The following is a 17,844-nucleotide window of genomic DNA, read 5'->3' on the forward strand; positions in this document are numbered from 1 at the left end:
GGACTACAATCCCCTCCCCTCGCGCCACTGGCTGATTCACCCCCGCATGTCGACCTGTTCCGTTTACCCGTTGCCCTATCGGGCCAACCCCGCCGAGTATTTTGCGGCGATTCGCCATGCGCCCGGTGCGGTGCTGCTCGACAGCGGCCGCCCGGCGGCCGAGCGTGGCCGTTATGACCTGCTCAGCGCCTGGCCTGAAGCGACCTTGGCGGTTGAGCCTGACGAAAGCGGCGGCGATTTCCTGCAACGTTTGCGCAAAAGCCTGACGCACTTGGGCGAAGCGGCATTGCCCGCTGGCTTGGAGCTGCCGTTTGCCGGAGGCTTGATCGGCTATCTGAGTTACGATTTCGGCCGACACCTGGAACAGATGCCGCACCTGGCGGTAGACGACTTGCACCTGCCGGACGCGCGCTTGGGACTGTATGCCTGGGCGCTGATCAGCGATCACGCTGCGCAGTCCAGCCAACTGGTGTTCCACCCCAGCCTTGCAGACAGCGAACGGCAACGCCTGATCAGCCTGTTCAGCGCCGCCGTCGTCGACACGTCTGCGGCGTTCAAGTTGCAAGGGCCCATGGCACCGGACCTGACGGCCGAGGCCTATCGGCAGGCCATCGTGCGTATTCAGGACTATATCCAGGCCGGCGATTGCTACCAGGTCAACTTCGCCCAGCGCTTTCGCGCGCCCTGCATCGGTGATCCATGGTCCGCCTATTGCGCGCTGCGCGAGGCCTGCCCGACGCCGTTTTCCGGGTTCCAGAGCCTGCCGGAAGGTGGCGCGGTGCTGAGCCTGTCGCCGGAACGCTTCGTCAAGGTCAGCCAGCGCCAGGTTGAAACCCGCCCGATCAAAGGCACCCGCCCTCGTGGCCCGACGCCGCATGAAGACGCTGCGCACGCCGCCGAGCTCTTGGCCAGTCCCAAGGATCGCGCAGAAAACCTGATGATCGTCGACCTGCTGCGCAACGACCTCGGCCGCAGTTGCCGTATCGGCTCGGTAAAAGTACCCGAGTTGTTCAGCCTGGAAAGCTACCCCAACGTGCACCACCTGGTGAGCAGCGTCACCGGCACATTGGCAGACGATAAAGATGCCCTCGACCTCATCGCCGGCAGCTTCCCCGGCGGCTCCATCACCGGTGCGCCGAAGATCCGCGCCATGCAGATCATCGACGAACTGGAACCGACCCGCCGCGGTCTGTACTGCGGTTCGCTGATGTATCTGGACGTGCGCGGCGAAATGGACAGCTCTATCGCCATCCGCAGTTTGCTGGTCAAGGACGCACAGGTGTGCTGCTGGGGCGGCGGCGGGATCGTGGCGGACTCGCAGTGGGAGGCGGAATATCAGGAGTCGCTGACCAAGGTACAGGTGTTGTTACACACGTTGGAAGGCCTCTAGCACCCAAGCCACTCCTGCCGCTGAGGGCAGCGACTTCGGCACGAAAAAACCTGAATCAGAACGGTAATGGACCAACAGTGAGCGGCGCGATAGCGTCCGACTTCCGCCGCCCAACGGCCGTCTGTGAAGGATCACATATGCCCCTCAATCGTCAGAACTTGTTTCAGGGATTGCACGCTCATCTACTCGGCACTAATATCTCCCAATACGGGAGGAATGAGCGATGCGAATAATCGCCCTCTCAACCTTACGAAGGTTCTGGGAAAGCCACCCGGCTACTGCCGATGCAAAAACGCCCTTGGTCGAGTGGTATCGCCATATGGAAAAGACCCTTTACCCAACACCACAGGCACTCAAGGCCGAGCTCAGGACTGCAAGCATTCTCAAAAGCGGCAGGGTTGTATTCAACGTGGGCGGCAACAAGTACCGGGTGATCATGTCGATCGATTATGAGCGACAGCTTGGCTTCATCCGCTTTGTCGGCACCCACGCGCAGTACGACACAATCAATGCGGAGACCGTGTAATGAACATCAAACCTATTCACTCTCAAGAAGACCTGTCCGCTGCGCTCGCGCGCGTCGAGCAGATTTGGGGAGCGGCCATCGGCAGTGCCGAAGGTGACGAGCTGGAAATTCTTGCTGTTCTGATCGAGAAGTACGAGGCGGAACACTTTCCGATGCCGCCTTCGGACCCAGTGGAAGCGATCAAATTCCGCATGGAACAAATGGGCTTGACTGCCCGCGATCTGGAGCCATTCATCGGCCCCAGCGGGCGAGTTTCAGAAGTGTTGAACGGCAAGCGCAAGCTGAGCCTGGCGATGATCAAACGCCTGCATGAGGGATTGTGTATCCCATATGAACGGTTACTGGCGGGCATTTAGGCGCAGCTGGGAGGGCCATGTGGAGAGGGCTTGCTCCCGATGAGGCCATCAGCCGCGCCAGATAATTTACAGGCTCAACTGTCGGCTGGACGCCTTGATAAACTCCCGCTTCAAATCCTCAAACGTATGCACCGCCGGAAACTGCGGGAACTCGCGAATCACATTCTCCGGCGCGTGGAATAGAATCCCTCGGTCTGCCTCACCCAGCATGGTGGTGTCGTTATAGGAATCCCCCGCCGCAATCACTCGGTAGTACAGCGTCTTGAACGCCAATACCGACTGGCGCTTGGGATCTTTCTGGCGCAGTTGGTAGCTGACCACCCGGTCGTTTTCATCGGTAATCAGGCGATGACAGAGCAGGGTCGGAAAGCCCAGCTGGCGCATCAGCGGTTGGGAGAATTCGTAGAAGGTGTCGGAGAGGATCACCACCTGGAAGCGCTCGCGCAGCCAGTTGACGAACTCGATGGCGCCGTCCAGGGGCTTGAGGGTGGCAATCACTTCCTGGATATCGGCAAGCTTGAGCCCGTGCTCATCGAGGATACGCAGGCGCTGCTGCATCAACACGTCGTAGTCGGGAATGTCACGGGTGGTGGCGCGCAGGGATTGGATACCGGTTTTTTCGGCGAAGGCGATCCAGATTTCCGGAACCAGTACCCCTTCCAGGTCGAGACAGGCAATTTCCACAGGACACTCCGTTCGTATTATTCAAGTTGAGCGAGCAAAAGGACTGCCGAACTCTAGCGACTCAAGCACGCCGCCGCAACGCAGGGTAGATTTTGATACCATCGCCCCCTATAGAGCGCTCAGCGCCACTGACCTGTAGGAACCGTCCTGATGAACCAAGCCTTCGACGTCGTTGAACTCGCCACGACCTATGCCAACAAGTCCGCCCAGGACATCCTTAAGCTGGCGTTCAGCCAGTTCGGTGACGACCTGTGGATTTCCTTCAGCGGCGCCGAGGATGTGGTGCTGGTGGACATGGCCTGGAAGCTGAACAAGAACGTCAAGGTGTTCAGCCTCGACACCGGTCGCCTGCACCCGGAAACCTACCGGCTCATCGAACAGGTGCGTGAGTTCTACAAGATCGACATCGAACTGATCTCGCCGGACCAGAGCAAGCTGGAACCCTTCGTCAAGGAGAAGGGCCTGTTCAGCTTCTATAAGGACGGTCATGGCGAGTGCTGTGGCATACGCAAGATCGAACCGCTGCGCCGCAAACTGGCAGGCGTGCGTGCCTGGGCCACCGGCCAGCGCCGCGACCAGAGCCCGGGCACCCGCAGCCAGGTGGCCGCGCTGGAAATCGATACGGCGTTTTCTACCCCTGAACGTACCCTGTACAAGTTCAACCCGCTGGCGCAAATGACCAGCGAGGAGATCTGGGGTTATATCCGCATGCTGGAGCTGCCCTATAACAGCCTGCATGAACGCGGTTTTATCAGCATCGGCTGCGAGCCTTGCACCCGTCCTGTGCTGCCGAACCAGCATGAGCGCGAAGGTCGCTGGTGGTGGGAGGAAGCCACGCAGAAGGAATGCGGGCTGCATGCGGGGAATATCATCAGCAAGACGAAGGCCTGACACAGTTAACCTGTGGGAGGGGGCTTGCTCCCGATGGCATAGTGTCAGGCACTGTATGGGGTGACTGACCCGGCACTATCGAGGGCAAGCCCCCTCCCACATTTGTTCTGTGTTGGCGATGAAAATGTACACATAGCTGTAACCATAGGTGCCATTTATGTGTGCAATCCAATATGAATCGCACCAAAACGTAACACTTCTTTCCTCTCTATTTTTGCCCTCCTGAGTCTGCTCTCTTCCTCATAAAAATAAATAGCTGTTCAAACGGTCAATTTATATCGCTTTCAATTCAGCCAGTTATTTCAATCAGCGATAAAAACAAAATTAACCGTAGGTTTGATAGTCCCAAAACTGGCACGCATGTGGCTTAAGGTGAAATACGCTTTGTATACAATAAATACAAAACCTACATACACTTTGCCATCTGCCGCTCTGCTGCGGATGCGCTGGAGCCTGCCGGAATGCGTACAAGCCTCTCCAATGACATTGCGCTGGATCTGCCCTCCTCCGTCCTGAATCCCGACGCGGCAAGCCCCGGCCCGTTGGTACTCAGCTCACGCCTGCACAACAAGGACCTCGCCCCGACCAAGATCGAAGGCCGTCGCTGGGGGCGCTACAGCATCTTTGCGCTGTGGACCAATGACGTGCACAACATCGCCAACTATTCATTTGCCATCGGCTTGTATGCATTGGGTCTGGGCGGCTGGCAGATCCTGTTGTCCCTGGGGATCGGTGCGGCACTGGTGTACTTTTTCATGAACTTGTCGGGGTACATGGGCCAGAAGACCGGCGTGCCGTTTCCCGTGATCAGCCGTATCAGCTTCGGTATTCATGGAGCACAGATTCCGGCGTTGATCCGCGCCGTGATTGCGATTGCCTGGTTCGGTATTCAGACCTACCTGGCTTCGGTGGTTTTCCGCGTGTTGCTGACGGCGGTTCATCCAGGGTTTGCCGACTATGATCACAACGCGATCCTCGGCCTGTCATCGCTCGGCTGGGCTTGCTTCGTGGCGATCTGGCTGGTGCAACTGGTGATCCTGGCCTATGGCATGGAAATGGTACGTCGCTATGAGGGGTTTGCCGGGCCAGTGATTCTGCTCACCGTGGCCTCGCTAGCCGGCTGGATGTACTTCCAGGCAGGCGGCAACATTGCCTGGTCGATCCGCGAACCGCTGAGCGGCGGCGAGATGTGGCGCAATATCTTTGCCGGAGGTGCGCTGTGGTTGGCGATCTACGGCACGCTGATCCTTAACTTCTGCGACTTCGCCCGCTCCTCGCCCTGCCGCAGGACGATCCTGGTGGGTAATTTCTGGGGCCTGCCGGTGAATATCCTGGTGTTCGCCGCCATCACCGTGCTGCTGTGCGGCGGGCAGTTCCAGCTCAATGGCCGGGTAATTGAAAGCCCGACTGAAATCATCGCCGCCATTCCCAATACCTTCTTTCTCGTGCTCGGCTGCCTGGCCTTCCTGATCGTTACCGTGGCGGTGAATATCATGGCCAACTTCGTCGCACCAGCGTTTGTGCTGAGCAACCTGGCGCCCAAGTACCTGAACTTCCGCCGCGCGGGCCTCATCAGCGCCACCGTGGCGGTGCTGATCCTGCCGTGGAACCTCTACAACAGCCCGCTGGTGATCGTGTATTTCCTTTCCGGGCTGGGCGCGCTGCTGGGGCCGTTGTATGGGGTGATCATGGTTGACTACTGGCTGATCCGCAAAAGCCAGGTGGATGTGCCGCAGCTGTATAGCGAAGACGCGCAGGGCGTTTATTACTACAGCCGGGGCGTGAATCTGCGCGCGGTGGCGGCGTTCGTTCCGGCAGCGGTGATCGCCATTCTGTTGGCATTGTTGCCGGGGTTTGCCAGCGTCTCGCCGTTTTCCTGGCTGTTTGGCGCCGGTATTGCAGGGTTGCTGTACCTGCTGATCGCCAAGCGCCAGCCGTTCTACGCCGATGTCAGCGGCGAAAGCATTGCAGTCGATAACGTCAGTCATTAAACAAGGACCTTCCATGCGCATCCTCGTGGTCAACGTCAACACCACTGAATCCATCACACAAACCATCGCTCAGCAGGCGCGCAGTGTGGCTTCGCCGGGCACCGAGATTGTCGGGCTCACTCCCTACTTCGGCGCCGAGTCGGTGGAGGGCAACTTTGAAAGCTACCTGGCCGCCATCGCGGTAATGGATCGCGTAATGGCCTACGACCAGCCATTCGATGCGGTGATCCAGGCCGGCTACGGCGAGCATGGCCGCGAAGGCCTGCAGGAATTGCTCAACGTGCCGGTGGTGGATATCACCGAGGCCGCAGCCAGCATGGCAATGTTCCTGGGCCACGCCTATTCGGTGGTGACCACCCTGGACCGCACAGTGCCATTGATTGAAGACCGGCTGAAACTCGCCGGCCTGTACCAGCGCTGCGCCTCAGTGCGCGCCAGCGGCATGGCGGTGCTGGAGCTGGAAGCAGACCCACTGGCCGCCATGCAAGCCATCGTGCGCCAGGCGGAACTGGCCATCCTTGAGGACAAGGCAGAAGTAATCTGCCTGGGATGCGGCGGCATGGCCGGGCTGGACGAGCAGATTCGCCAGCGCACCGGGGTGCCGGTGGTGGATGGGGTGACGGCGGCGGTGACTATCGCTGAGTCGCTGGTGCGGTTGGGGTTGTCGACGTCGAAGATCAGGACCTATGCCACGCCGAGGCCGAAGAAAGTCATAGGTTGGCCCGGCAAGTTCGGCCACTGAAGATCAACTGTGGGAGGGGGCTTGCTCCCGATGCGGCGGATCAGCCAATGAATATGTTGGCTGACACACCGCAATCGGGGGCAAGCCCCCTCCCACAGTTGGAATTCTGTTTACTTTGCGACCGCACTGAATCTGCGGCTCAATTGCTGCTCGACAAACTGCTCGATCACAAAATCCACAAACGCCCGGGTCTTGCCCGGCAGTAGTTTGTGCTCGGCGTAGTAGATGGAGATATTGCCGTCGTCCACATACCAGTCCGGCAACACCCGCACCACCGCGCCGCTGTCGAGGAACGGCACAGCCATCGGCATGCTGACCAACGCAATGCCCAGCCCTTGGGCGCTGGCGCAGCAGGCGGCTTCCGAATCGCTCATGGTCATTGCGGGTTTGAGCACCAGGGGGCTGTGCTCGCGCTCGCGGTGGGTCAGTTGCCATGAGCGCACCCTGCCGGTTTGCGGTGAGCGGATCAGGATGCCATGGCAGCGCGATAAATCCTCGGGCGTACGCACCGCAGGGCGTTGCGCCAGGTAAGCCGGTGAAGCCACCAGCACCCGGTGCGCCGGCGTCAACTTGCGCGCCACCACGCCTTGAGGCAGTTCGAAGCCACCGCCAATCGCGGCGTCAAAGCCCTGGCCGATCAAGTCGACCTGGCGGTTATCGAAATGCCAATCCGGGCTGATAGCCGGGAAGCGTCGCATGAACTCACCCAGCAACGGCACCACATACCGATTGCCAAATACGGTGCCCATGCTGACCTTCAGCGTACCCACCGGCCGCCCTTCGGCGCTGGCCAGGTTGGCCACGGCGTTTTGAATCGTGGTGAGGCTGCCGCTGACCTCGTCGAGGAACAGCTTGCCGGCTTCGGTCAGGGTCAGGCGGCGGGTGCTGCGCTGAAACAGCCTGACGCCCAGGCGCGCTTCCAGCTTGGCCACGCTTTTGCCGACCGCTGCCGGCGTCAGGCTCAGGTGCCGCGCAGCCTCCGCGAAGCTGCCGCCTTCGGCGCTGCGCACAAAGCATTCGATACTGCCAAAGCTTTCCATATCGCCCACTCTAAACTTTTGGTTTACACAGACTATAGCAATCATGCTCTATCGGTATCGGCGAGGGAGGTCGATACTCGGCTCATCAACTACTTGGAGATCGACATGACCCCATCTACCCTCACTGGCAAAGTCGCCTTGGTTCAAGGCGGTTCCCGCGGCATCGGCGCAGCCATCGTCAAGCGCCTCGCCGCGCAAGGCGCCGCCGTTGCCTTTACCTACATCAACTCGGCCGCCAAGGCTGAAGCCTTGCAGAACAGCGTGATCAGCGCAGGCGGCAAAGCCTTGGCGATTCAGGCCGACAGCGCCGATGCCACGGCGATTCGCAACGCAGTCAACGTCACAGTCGACACCTTCGGGCGCCTGGATATTTTGGTGAACAATGCAGGAGTGCTGACCATCGCGCCGCTGGAAGCGTTCAAGCTGGAAGACTTCGATCAGACCCTGGCAATCAACGTGCGCAGCGTCTTTATCGCCACTCAGGAGGCCGCCAAGCACATGGGCGAAGGCGGCCGGGTGATCAATATCGGCAGCACCAATGCCGAGCGCATGCCGTTTGGCGGTGGTGGTCCGTACGCGATGAGCAAGGCGGCGTTGGTCGGTTTGACCAAAGGCCTGGCGCGCGACCTGGGGCCACGAGGTATCACCATCAATAACGTGCAGCCAGGGCCGGTGGATACCGACATGAATCCGGCGAACAGTGATTTTGCCGAGAGCTTGATTGGGCTGATGGCGGTGGGTCGGTATGGGCATGTGGAGGAAATCGCCAGCTTCGTGGCGTACCTTGCCGGGCCGGAAGCCGGATACATCACAGGCGCCAGCTTGACCATCGACGGTGGTTTCAGCGCCTGAGATTTAGCAACACGGCACAACCCATGTGGGAGGGGGCTTGCCCCCGATTGAGGTGGATCAGCTATTGATAAGTTGGCTGATACACCGCTATCGGGAGCAAGCCCCCTCCCACATTTTTTTCCGTGTTCAATCAGGACATGGGCGGCAGGCCATAGGCAGCCAAATCGAAATCCGCAAGTTTGCGGATGATCTGGTCGGCATGCTGATACTTGCTGTCGGCCATGGCCTCATCGGGCACGGCGATGGCGGTCATGTGCGCCGCTTTCGCAGCCGTCACGCCGAACGGCGAGTCCTCGAAGACCAGGCAATCCTCGGGCGCCACACCCAGGCGGCGCGCGGCAGTGAGAAAGATGTCCGGCGCAGGCTTGGCGGCACCGACTTCCGGGTCGTCGGCGGTCACGATGGTGTCGAACAGGCCAAACCACTCGCGGTGCAAGGTGGTCTTGTGGCCGAACGAGTTGCGCGACGAACTGGTGCCCACAGCAATCGGGATGTTATGCGCCTTCAAATGCCGCACCAACGCCTCGGCACCGGGCATGCCCAGAGCTTTGGGGAAACGCTCGCTCATCAGCGGTTCGCGAATCTGCAGAAACTCAGCCGGCGTGATCGGCAAGTCCAGCGCCTTGACCACATAGTCCGCCAGGTCCTGGGCACCGCGGCCAATGATGTGCTGCTTGATGCTCCAGTCATAGGTGCGGCCATAGCGTTCGGCGATGATCTGCGTGACTTCGGTGTAGATGCCTTCGGTGTCCAGCAACAACCCGTCCATATCGAAAATCACAGCCTTGATCGGGACAGCGGTATGCGGTGCGTTCATCACAACAGAACCCTGGAGGAAGGACTAAAAGGATTCAGCACAATAACGGCTCTGGTTGCTTGCGGGCAACCTTCCTGAAGCCTGGATCGGGTATTCATACCAGGCAACAGTTTTATCGACCGGCGCGCGCGGCGCACGTCTAGGGTTTGTGTGTGGCAGCGATCAGCCTTTCACCAAGGCCCGAAAATACACCTTGCAAACCTTATAAAAGACTTATTAACCTCCAATGAATTCGATCCACTGGACCCGTAAATCCGTCAAACAGCTGCTTCGGTTGCATACCTATCATCAGCAACAGGTACGCGATGCGGTGTCGGCGCTTGAGCGCATGCCCGACGCAGTCAATGTCAAGAAGCTGGTTAATTACTCCCACGGCTATCGGCTTCGGGTAGGTCATTACCGCGTAGTGTTCGACTGGGACGGGGACATCCATGTGGTCAGCATTCAAGAGGTCAAGAAACGTGACGAGCGAACCTACTGCCGTACAGATCATCCACAATACCGAGGGCAAGCCAGCCTTCGTGGTGATTCCCTATGAACACTATGTGGCCCAGCAAAACGACCCGAATCTTATTCCTCATGCTGTCGTCAGTCGCTTGGTGGATGGAGCTACGCCTATACGTGCCTGGCGCGAGCACCTGAACCTCACCCAGGAAGAAGTCGCCAAGCGACTGGGCATTTCACAATCTGCATTCGCCCAGCAAGAAGCGGTAAACAAACCGCGTCGGACCACGCGGGAAAAGATTGCCAAGGCATTTGGTATAAACGCCTGTCAACTTGAGCTATGACCTCGTGCTGTACATGCACCTGATCCGACGTTATCGACAGCGTTGAGACAGCTGCACTGGTGAAGAATCAGGCTCCCTCTGCCCCCTCGTAGACGCCGCCATGTCCGAAGCTTTCGAAGTCCCCAGCCCCCACGAAAAGCACCTCGAACACACCACCGAACATGCCCACGGCCGTGGCGACACCTTCGCCAGCCGTATCGCGGTGATGACCGCGATCATGGCCACCGTTGGCGCCATGCTCAGCTACCAGGCCGGCTCCAGCGAAAGCGAGGCGGCGATGGACAAAAACAACGCCGCGATCGTCAAGACCGAAGCCGCCAACCAATGGAATTACTATCAGGCCAAATCCAGCCGCCAGAACCTGGCGGAACTGGCCACGCATATTACCGGCGTGGATGCCGCCCACTACAACGACGAAATCCAGCGCTATAAAAGCCAGAAGGAAGAGGTGCGCAAACAGGCCGAGAAGCTTGAAGCCACCTCCCTGGAATGGGACCGCAAATCCGAAGAAGCGCTGCACCAGCACCATCGTTGGGCCCAGGCGATGACGGCGATTCAGATCGCGATCTCACTGGCGGCGATCACCTTGCTCACGCGCAAGGAATGGCTCAAGCGCATGGCGTATTCGGCCGGCGGTGTGGCCGTGGTGCTGGGTAGCCTGGCATGGCTGCATCTCTGACCGAGCGCGGGCAAATGTGGGAGGGGGCCTGACTGCCGCCACATAAAATGAAACCTTGGCGCGCTGATTTCAATCCGCCCTCTGAGCGATTAAAGTATCGCGCCTCGAGAATTGAATCTCGAGATTCAGCCCATGGAGTTACGCGTGAAGTACGTCAGTAAAGTAGTTGCAGCAGCCGTTCTTGGTTTCACCCTGGCAGGTTGCACCGGCACCGCCATGAAAACCCAGCAATACGACGCCAGCCAATACACCGTGCTCGGCCACAGCGAAGCCAGCGCCACCGGCATCATGCTGCTGGGTATTATCCCGATCGGCCAGAACAGCCGCTTCGTCCGCGCCCAGGATGCAGCCATCAAGGCCAAAGGCGGCGACGCGATGATCAACACCCAAGTGCAGGAAAAATGGTTCTGGGCCTGGGTACTGAACGGCTACACCACCAAAATTTCCGGTGATGTGGTCAAGTTGAAAACCGCGCAATAAGTAAGTTGCCGGGCGCCGAGCCTGGCAAGCGACGTTTCATGGGCCTGACTTCAGGGGATGGCCCATGAACCTCAGTAATATTTACGTAATCGTGGCTGTCCTATCACTTAACAGTACTGGCCTGCTAAGTTGCGTGCTTGATCAAGTTGAAAACGCGGATACACCGATAGTCTAAGGTTCACATTCTTCCGTTATCACACGCCCCCTTATGTGCCCTTCAATTGTCAGCTTCCACTCACGATAACTGGCGGGCATGCATCGAAAGCAGGGGCGATAGCCTGCCAATCGTGCGGTCTGTTCATCGATAAAAAACACACGATCCTTCACATACCCGCCTTTGCTCAATGCCCGCAGTGCAGCCGGGCAGTCCAGGTGCCCGTAGATCTTGCTTCCTTTATGCCCGCCAAACTGACCCGGCTTGGAACTGAGGGCGGGTTTGCCGTGGGAATCGGTGACTTTCCAACGCCTCATTCCGCACCCTCCCCCGGTCCAGTCCCTATCCGGTGCAGTTCATCCGACAACGTGTGCAGCGTGCATGCTTTCTCGCGCTCGATCAACTTGCGCTTACGCTCCACCCCCCAACGGTAGCCAGACAAGGATCCATCACTGCGCACCACGCGATGGCATGGAATCGCCACCGCGAGTTTATTGGCCCCGCATGCGTTAGCCACTGCACGGGTGGCACTGGGCATACCTATCCGCGCGGCGACCTGGGCGTATGTCTCGGTCGTTCCTGCAGGAATATCCCTCAGCGCCTGCCAAACCCGTTCCTGAAATACGGTGCCACGGATGTCCAACGGCAGCGCAAAACCGGTGCCCGGCGATTCGACATAGCCGACGACAGTGGCCACCAGCGCCTCGAACTCGGCGTCGCCGCCAATCAGGTTGGCGTTGGGGAACTGGTCCTGAAAGCTCTCCACCAGCACATTGGGGTCATCGCCCAATAAAATCGCGCAAATGCCGCGCGCGCTTCTGGCCACCAGGATCGAGCCCAGCGCGCTTTCGCCCAGTGCGAATTTGATATCCACATTGGCCCCCCTGCGCGGTACTCGGTGGGTTTCATGCCGAGGATATTTTGCGACGCCTCATAGAATCGGCTGTTGGAGTTATAGCCCGCCTCATAAAGAGCGTCGGTGATGGTGCCACTGAGCGAAAGCTGGTCTCTGACGCGCGAACGCAACGAAGCGACGCTGTAGGCTTTAGGCGTGAGGCCCGTGAGTTTCTTGAAGACTCGATGGAAGTGGAAGCTGCTCATGCCCACCTGTTCGGCCAGATCACCCAGGTTGGGAACCACGTCCGATGCATCGATAAGCCGGCAGGCTTCGGCAACAGCCGCCGCATGCTTCTGGGCGACGGCCGCCGGGTTGCTGCTGTCGCGCTTGGAGGGGCGAAACCCGGCCCTTTCGGCTTCAGCTGCGGTGTCGAAAAACACGATATTTTCTGGCCGAGGCAGCTTGGTCGGACTGAAGGGTTTGCAGTAAACCCCGGTGGTCAGCACGCCGTAGACGAAATCGAGGTCTGCATCAGCCTGGCGGTTGACGAGAATATTCCAGCGCGGATCGTCCTCGGCCCTCAGCACGGGCTGGGTGGTTTGGTCTTTAACGCATTCCATGGCAATGCCCCCATCTTCGCAATTTGCACAAGCCTATCGCTATTGAACCGCGTTAAAACTCCGAGTCTTGCTTTCATATTCGAACGTCTGGCCGTTCCATCACTGCGCATCATGGAATATTACGCCAAGGGTAAACCGCTCCCCCGCTCTGACCTCGCTCACGCCGTGGCGCGTAAATACGGAGTAGAAGCCTCTCGCCCCCTTCACGGGCCTGCGGTTGACGGCAAAAATCACTGCATCGCCCTTGCGCAGCGGCACTACGTTGACCCTGGACTGCATTCGTGGCCGCTGTTCGGTAAGCACGAATTCGCCGCCGCTAAAGTCGTCATTGGGCTCAGACAGGAGGATAGCCATCTGCACGGGAAACAGAATGTCTCCATACAGGTCGCGGTGCAGGCAATTGTAGTCTCCTGCACCGTAGCGCAGCAGCAGTGGGGTGGGGCGCTCTTGCCGGGCGTCATGACACTGGCTTAGAAAGTCTTCGTGGCGTTCGGGATAGGGAGGTTCGAGGCCAAGTTTAGTGTTCCAATAGTTGGCCAGTGGGACCATCTGCGGGTAAACACAGGATCTCAATGTGGCGATAATCGACGGCAGCGGGTAGGCAAAATATTTATATTGGCCTGAACCGAAGCCGTGCCTGCTCATATTGATACACGACCTGAAAATGTCCGGCTCGCAGTAGCTATCGATAAGACGCTGGCAGACGTCTGGGTCGAGCAGGTTCTCGATGACGGTAAAGCCGCTGGCGTTTACGCGATGCAGATGCTCACTCCAGTTTTCGCAAGCGAGCCTTGTTTCCAATGCCGTGTCGACCATTGCCATTCCCTTGTGGATTGCATGATTGTCAACATACCGCAGGCAATCCATGGGAGCCTCCGGTTTGTTGCTATCAAATTAATCCAGTGAACCAGCATGGGTTTCTTGGAGGCTGCAACTATCGCGAACGACCTGACGACAAGGACACCGTTCCAAAATCCGATTGGGGGAACAAAAACCGTAGAATGCAAAAAGGCCCCATTTATGGGGCCTTTAGGTATCAATATGGCGGTGAAGGAGAGATTCGAACTCTCGATACAATTTCTTGTATACACACTTTCCAGGCGTGCTCCTTAAGCCACTCGGACACTTCACCGTATCTCGTCAAACCAGTTCAGTCTGTCGAGGCGCGCTAATGTAGTCGAAAGCCTTTCTGATGGCAAAGGTTTTTTTCAGAATTTTCATGCGCTTAGATAGGTATGCCGGAACACGGCCTGTGCGCGGTGGTGATTGTGCCAATCTCGGGCATGGCTCGGGATGGTCTACGCTGGCTATGGTGCCCTGCCCCAGGCGCTCTGCTGTCGGGTGTGGAGCGAAAGCCTGACTGGGCAGTCAGTCACGGCGCTTTACCCGCGCGGGCGTGGTGGGTAACGTCTGCTGCATCTTCTATAACAAGTCCTACAAGGAACCGCGTCATGAGTGAGTTGATTGCCTACCACCTCGAAGACGGTATCGCGACCCTGACCCTGAGCAACGGCAAGGTGAATGCCATTTCTCCCGCCGTGGTCAGTGCGTTCAATGCGGCGCTGGACCAGGCGGAGAAGGATCGGGCGGTGGTGGTGATCACGGGCACGCCTGGGATTCTGTCGGGGGGTTATGATTTGAAGGTGATGACGGCCGGCCCTAAAGAGGCCATCGGCCTGGTCACGTCGGGCTCGACGCTGGCGCGTCGGCTGTTGGCGCATCCGTTCCCGGTGATTGTGGCGTGCCCTGGGCATGCGGTGGCCAAGGGTGCGTTCCTGCTGCTGTCGGCGGATTACCGGATTGGTGTGGAAGGCCCGTTCAGCATTGGCCTGAATGAAGTGGCGATTGGCATGACCATGCACCACGCCGGTATCGAGCTGGCGCGGGATCGTCTGCGCAAGTCGGCGTTTCATCGGTCGGTGATCAATGCCGAGATGTTTGACCCGCAAGGCGCTCTGCAAGCGGGCTTCCTCGACAAGGTGGTAGCGCCGGAAGAATTGCACGCGGCGGCACTGGAAGCGGCGCGGCAGTTGAAGAAGATCAATATGAACGCGCACAAACACACCAAGTTGAAAGTGCGCAAGGCACTGCTGGATGCGTTGGATGATGCAATCATCCAGGACCAAGGCCATAACCTGATTTAACGTCCCACACTTGCTGTACCGAAGCCCGACCTTGAGTCGGGCTTTTTCTTACAATCCATACCGAAATAACCCGGGCCGCTCTAGACAAGTGTTATCGGCGCACGTTGAAACATGCGCTTAAACATCGCCTATCTCCTACCTCTGCTGGGGCAATTGCCGAATACAGTGCACATCCGTACACTGCGCCACCTTTTGTCCCGGTGGGCCGTGTCGATGCTTTTCCTGCTACGTATGTTGTTGATGAGCATGCACTTTATAGTCGCTGGTGTAGTGGGCGTGCTATTGGGGATCTGCCGGCCGTTCAATCCGGACAACAGCCGTCTGTGCGCACGCCTTTACGCGCTGCCAGCGATGTGGATCCTGCGCCTGAACCTGAAAGCCGATGTCGACTCCCTGCGTAACAAGCCCGGCACTTGCGTGGTGATCGCCAACCACCAGTCCAACTATGATCTGTTTGTGCTCGGCACCGTGGTGCCCCACCGCACAGTATGCATCGCCAAGAAGAGCCTGAAATGGGTGCCGTTGTTCGGCCAGTTGTTCTGGCTAGCCGGCAATGTGTTGATCGACCGCGGCAATGCGCACAAGGCGCGCCGGGCCATGCTCACCACTACCCGCACCCTGCAACACGAAGACACGTCTATATGGGTGTTTCCAGAAGGCACGCGCAACCTGGGCAAAGGTTTGTTGCCGTTCAAAAAAGGCGCGTTCCACATGGCGATCGCGGCCGGTGTGCCGATCGTGCAGGTGTGTGTCAGTAACTACGTTACGCATATGCGCCTTAACCGCTGGAACGGTGGGGATGTGCTCATACGCTCGTTGGCGCCGATTCCTACTACCGGAATGACCGCGGATGACGTTCCGGCGTTGATGCAAGCGTGTCAGGCGCAGATGGATGCGTGCATTGCGCAGATGGATCGTGAGCTGCAAAGCGCTTGAACGCCTGCGGCGTGGTCTGAGGAACGCGCAGGGCGACGCGGAGCGTCACGGGGGGCATTCCCACGCAGAGCGTGGGAACGATCACTCTATGGAACGCCATTCAGGCTAAGCTGCCCAACATTTGTCCTCTTGATAAGAAGTGATCAGCACCATGGGTAGAGTCGTTGCGGCCGCCGTCTACAGCGCCGGAAAGAAAGTCACTGATATCACCCTCGACGAAGGCGCGGCCTGGGCCGCCAAACCCGGCCACTTTGTGTGGATCGGCCTGGAAGAGCCCAGTGCCCAGGAGTTGAACAACCTGCAACGCCAGTTCAACCTGCACGAACTGGCGATCGAAGACGCCATGGAAAAGCACAGCCGCCCGAAGCTGGAAACCTTCGGCGACGCGCTGTTTATCGTCACCTATTCACCGGTGCGCGAGAACGGCAAGCTGGAGTTTATCGAAACCCATATCTTCGCCGGCAATGGCTACATCATCACCGCCCGTAATGGACACTCAGCTTCCTACGGTTTTGTACGCCAGCGCTGTGAGGCGCGTCCGTTGTTGCTGGAGCATGGCGAAGATTTCGTACTCTATGCCTTGCTGGATTTCGTCACCGAAAACTACCAGCCGGTCAGCGAGGCGATCCACGCCGAGATCGATGAACTGGAGCGCAACGTGCTGTGCAGCTCCCTGAGCGAGCGCGACATCCAGAACCTTCACGGCCTGCGCCGCGACGTGTTGCGGCTCAAGCGCTATGTGGCGCCGATGGTGGAGATCAGCCAGGAACTGCAGAAGCTGAGCTTCCCGTTTATCGACAAGAACATGCGCCCATATTTCCGTGATGTGCAGATCCACGTCACGCGGCAGATGGAAGACCTGACGACCCTGCGCGATATCGCCAGCCAGACCATCGAGATCGGCGTGTTATTGGAGGCCTCGCGCCAGAGCGTGGTGCAGCGCAAGTTCGCCGCTTGGGCGGCGATCCTCGCGTTCCCCACGGCGGTCGCGGGGATTTATGGGATGAATTTCCAGAACATGCCCGAGCTGCAATGGCACTACGGTTATTTTGCAGTGCTCGGGTTGATTGCGGTGGGATGCGTCAGCCTGTGGGCAAGCTTCAAGCGTTCGGGTTGGCTTTAGGTGTGTGCGCCACAAAGCGCATCATCCACTCCGCCACGGTCGCGCCGTGGTGGTCCCGCTCCAGGCTGGCCACGCCGTTGGTGTAGACCTTTTCGCCCAGAGTTGTCTGAAGAATCTCAAGCAGTTCGCGGGAATAGTCGTGAACAAATTCCGGATGGCCCTGGAAGCACAACACCTGGTCACCAATGTGATATGCCGCGATGGGGCAAAACTCGCTCGAGGCAATGACCGTGGCATTTTCCGGCAGAGTCGTGACCTGGTCCTGGTGGCTGATCAATAGCGTCAGTTCCGGCACTTGCGGGCTCATCCAGGGTGCCTTGGCATCGAGGGTGTAGTCGTGAATGCCCATGCCCCAGCCTTGGCTGGCGCGTTCGGTCTTGCCGCCGAGCAGCAACGCAAGCAGTTGGTGGCCGAAGCAGATACCCAATAACTTGTCGCCGCGCTCGTAGCGCTGGAGCACGTAGGTCTTGAGGGTCTGGATCCACGGGTCGGTGCCGAACGAGTCGGCCTTACTGCCGGTGATCAGGTACGCGTCAAAGGCTTCGTCATCCGGCGGGTATTCACCCTGCACCACGTTGTAAACCACAAACTCGGCGGCGATCGGCTGCTTGGCAAACAGGCGCTTGAACATCTGCCCGTAACCTTGGTACTGATCGATCAGGCCTGGACGCAGGATATCGGTTTCCAGGATGCAGACGCGTAGCGACATAAAAAATACCTGACACGGCGATGGGAATATTGAACACCCAGAGCGTGCCTTGAAACACCTGTTCAAAGCAAGCCCTCCACCGCC

19 protein-coding genes, 1 tRNA gene and 2 pseudogenes are annotated in these 17,844 nt (G+C 58.7%); 14 read left to right on the forward strand and 8 right to left on the reverse strand.

The features are described from left to right. The first annotated feature begins 46 nt into the window (after positions 1-46). The 3 genes from pabB (at position 47) to C4J90_RS19360 (ending at position 2,272) form a co-directional block, all read left to right on the forward strand. Positions 47-1,390 carry an aminodeoxychorismate synthase component I gene (gene pabB / locus C4J90_RS19350; protein ID WP_124420595.1) on the forward strand — a complete coding sequence of 448 codons (1,344 nt, stop codon included), beginning with the start codon at positions 47-49 and terminating at the stop codon, positions 1,388-1,390. Between the two features lie 223 nt (positions 1,391-1,613). Beyond that, positions 1,614-1,916, forward strand: a complete 303-nt coding sequence (locus tag C4J90_RS19355; RefSeq protein ID WP_124420596.1) for a type II toxin-antitoxin system HigB family toxin — start codon at positions 1,614-1,616, stop codon at positions 1,914-1,916. Further along, the gene (locus C4J90_RS19360) at positions 1,916-2,272 is read left to right on the forward strand and encodes a type II toxin-antitoxin system HigA family antitoxin (protein WP_124415336.1); all 357 of its coding nucleotides are present in this window, start codon (positions 1,916-1,918) and stop codon (positions 2,270-2,272) included. Before C4J90_RS19355 ends, C4J90_RS19360 begins: the two co-directional genes overlap by 1 nt. 66 nt (positions 2,273-2,338) lie before the next feature. Here the strand turns inward: C4J90_RS19360 and thrH are convergent, their stop codons facing one another. After that, positions 2,339-2,956 carry a bifunctional phosphoserine phosphatase/homoserine phosphotransferase ThrH gene (gene thrH, locus C4J90_RS19365; RefSeq protein ID WP_124363954.1) on the reverse strand — a complete coding sequence of 206 codons (618 nt, stop codon included), beginning with the start codon at positions 2,954-2,956 and terminating at the stop codon, positions 2,339-2,341. Positions 2,957-3,106: 150 nt separating this feature from the next. Here thrH and C4J90_RS19370 point away from each other — a divergent pair, with 150 nt between their 5' ends. The 3 genes from C4J90_RS19370 (at position 3,107) to C4J90_RS19380 (ending at position 6,580) form a co-directional block, all read left to right on the forward strand. After that, on the forward strand, positions 3,107-3,847 hold the full coding sequence (locus C4J90_RS19370) for a phosphoadenylyl-sulfate reductase (protein WP_124420597.1): 741 nt from the start codon (positions 3,107-3,109) through the stop codon (positions 3,845-3,847). Positions 3,848-4,308: 461 nt separating this feature from the next. Beyond that, positions 4,309-5,838, forward strand: coding sequence for an NCS1 family nucleobase:cation symporter-1 (locus C4J90_RS19375; RefSeq protein ID WP_124420598.1), 1,530 nt, complete (start codon positions 4,309-4,311; stop codon positions 5,836-5,838). Between the two features lie 13 nt (positions 5,839-5,851). Next, positions 5,852-6,580, forward strand: a complete 729-nt coding sequence (locus C4J90_RS19380) for an aspartate/glutamate racemase family protein (protein WP_124363957.1) — start codon at positions 5,852-5,854, stop codon at positions 6,578-6,580. Between the two features lie 110 nt (positions 6,581-6,690). On the opposite strand, the gene C4J90_RS19385 is transcribed toward C4J90_RS19380, so the two are convergent. Beyond that, complete coding sequence (locus C4J90_RS19385; protein ID WP_124415339.1) at positions 6,691-7,620, reverse strand: LysR family transcriptional regulator; 930 nt, start codon at positions 7,618-7,620, stop codon at positions 6,691-6,693. 105 nt (positions 7,621-7,725) lie between these two features. On the opposite strand from C4J90_RS19385, the gene C4J90_RS19390 reads away from it, so the two are divergent. Then, positions 7,726-8,472 carry a 3-oxoacyl-ACP reductase family protein gene (locus tag C4J90_RS19390; protein WP_124363959.1) on the forward strand — a complete coding sequence of 249 codons (747 nt, stop codon included), beginning with the start codon at positions 7,726-7,728 and terminating at the stop codon, positions 8,470-8,472. 130 nt (positions 8,473-8,602) lie between these two features. On the opposite strand, the gene C4J90_RS19395 is transcribed toward C4J90_RS19390, so the two are convergent. Then, positions 8,603-9,289 carry an HAD-IA family hydrolase gene (locus C4J90_RS19395; RefSeq protein ID WP_124420599.1) on the reverse strand — a complete coding sequence of 229 codons (687 nt, stop codon included), beginning with the start codon at positions 9,287-9,289 and terminating at the stop codon, positions 8,603-8,605. Positions 9,290-9,515: 226 nt separating this feature from the next. Between C4J90_RS19395 and C4J90_RS19400 the strand changes: the two are divergent. The 4 genes and pseudogenes from C4J90_RS19400 to C4J90_RS19415 all read left to right on the forward strand — a co-directional run. Continuing rightward, positions 9,516-9,767, forward strand: a pseudogene (locus C4J90_RS19400) (type II toxin-antitoxin system RelE/ParE family toxin); the annotation flags it as partial. After that, a complete protein-coding gene (locus C4J90_RS19405; RefSeq protein ID WP_164485268.1) occupies positions 9,721-10,077 on the forward strand; it encodes a helix-turn-helix domain-containing protein in 357 nt (118 codons plus the stop codon). The pseudogene C4J90_RS19400 and the gene C4J90_RS19405, both read left to right, overlap by 47 nt. A 100-nt stretch (positions 10,078-10,177) precedes the next feature. Further along, the gene (locus C4J90_RS19410; protein ID WP_124420601.1) at positions 10,178-10,756 is read left to right on the forward strand and encodes a DUF4337 domain-containing protein; all 579 of its coding nucleotides are present in this window, start codon (positions 10,178-10,180) and stop codon (positions 10,754-10,756) included. 144 nt (positions 10,757-10,900) lie between these two features. After that, positions 10,901-11,236 carry a hypothetical protein gene (locus C4J90_RS19415; protein ID WP_124363964.1) on the forward strand — a complete coding sequence of 112 codons (336 nt, stop codon included), beginning with the start codon at positions 10,901-10,903 and terminating at the stop codon, positions 11,234-11,236. 171 nt (positions 11,237-11,407) lie between these two features. Here the strand turns inward: C4J90_RS19415 and C4J90_RS19420 are convergent, their stop codons facing one another. From C4J90_RS19420 to C4J90_RS19435, 4 genes and pseudogenes are all read right to left on the reverse strand, one after another. Continuing rightward, positions 11,408-11,707: an Ada metal-binding domain-containing protein gene (locus C4J90_RS19420; RefSeq protein WP_124420602.1), complete on the reverse strand. Its 300-nt coding sequence runs from the start codon at positions 11,705-11,707 to the stop codon at positions 11,408-11,410. After that, positions 11,704-12,848 (reverse strand): annotated as a pseudogene (gene ada / locus C4J90_RS19425) (bifunctional DNA-binding transcriptional regulator/O6-methylguanine-DNA methyltransferase Ada). The gene C4J90_RS19420 and the pseudogene ada overlap by 4 nt, the downstream one beginning before the upstream one ends. A gap of 99 nt (positions 12,849-12,947) precedes the next feature. Continuing rightward, a complete protein-coding gene (locus C4J90_RS19430; protein WP_124365197.1) occupies positions 12,948-13,664 on the reverse strand; it encodes a 2OG-Fe(II) oxygenase in 717 nt (238 codons plus the stop codon). 226 nt (positions 13,665-13,890) lie between these two features. Beyond that, a tRNA-Ser gene (locus C4J90_RS19435) sits at positions 13,891-13,980 on the reverse strand. A 319-nt stretch (positions 13,981-14,299) separates the two neighbouring features. Here C4J90_RS19435 and C4J90_RS19440 point away from each other — a divergent pair. The 3 genes from C4J90_RS19440 to C4J90_RS19450 all read left to right on the forward strand — a co-directional run bounded on the left by C4J90_RS19440 (position 14,300) and on the right by C4J90_RS19450 (position 17,051). Then, complete coding sequence (locus tag C4J90_RS19440; protein WP_124367986.1) at positions 14,300-14,992, forward strand: crotonase/enoyl-CoA hydratase family protein; 693 nt, start codon at positions 14,300-14,302, stop codon at positions 14,990-14,992. A 213-nt stretch (positions 14,993-15,205) separates the two neighbouring features. After that, a complete protein-coding gene (locus C4J90_RS19445) occupies positions 15,206-15,928 on the forward strand; it encodes a 1-acyl-sn-glycerol-3-phosphate acyltransferase (RefSeq protein WP_124420603.1) in 723 nt (240 codons plus the stop codon). 151 nt (positions 15,929-16,079) lie between these two features. Beyond that, positions 16,080-17,051, forward strand: coding sequence for a magnesium and cobalt transport protein CorA (locus C4J90_RS19450; RefSeq protein WP_124404985.1), 972 nt, complete (start codon positions 16,080-16,082; stop codon positions 17,049-17,051). Here the strand turns inward: C4J90_RS19450 and C4J90_RS19455 are convergent. Further along, positions 17,029-17,760 carry an amidotransferase gene (locus C4J90_RS19455; protein WP_124420604.1) on the reverse strand — a complete coding sequence of 244 codons (732 nt, stop codon included), beginning with the start codon at positions 17,758-17,760 and terminating at the stop codon, positions 17,029-17,031. The two genes, C4J90_RS19450 and C4J90_RS19455, sit on opposite strands and share 23 nt — an antisense overlap. Between the last annotated feature and the right edge of the window lie 84 nt (positions 17,761-17,844).

This window comes from Pseudomonas sp. R2-60-08W, from assembly GCF_003852335.1.
GTDB lineage: Bacteria > Pseudomonadota > Gammaproteobacteria > Pseudomonadales > Pseudomonadaceae > Aquipseudomonas.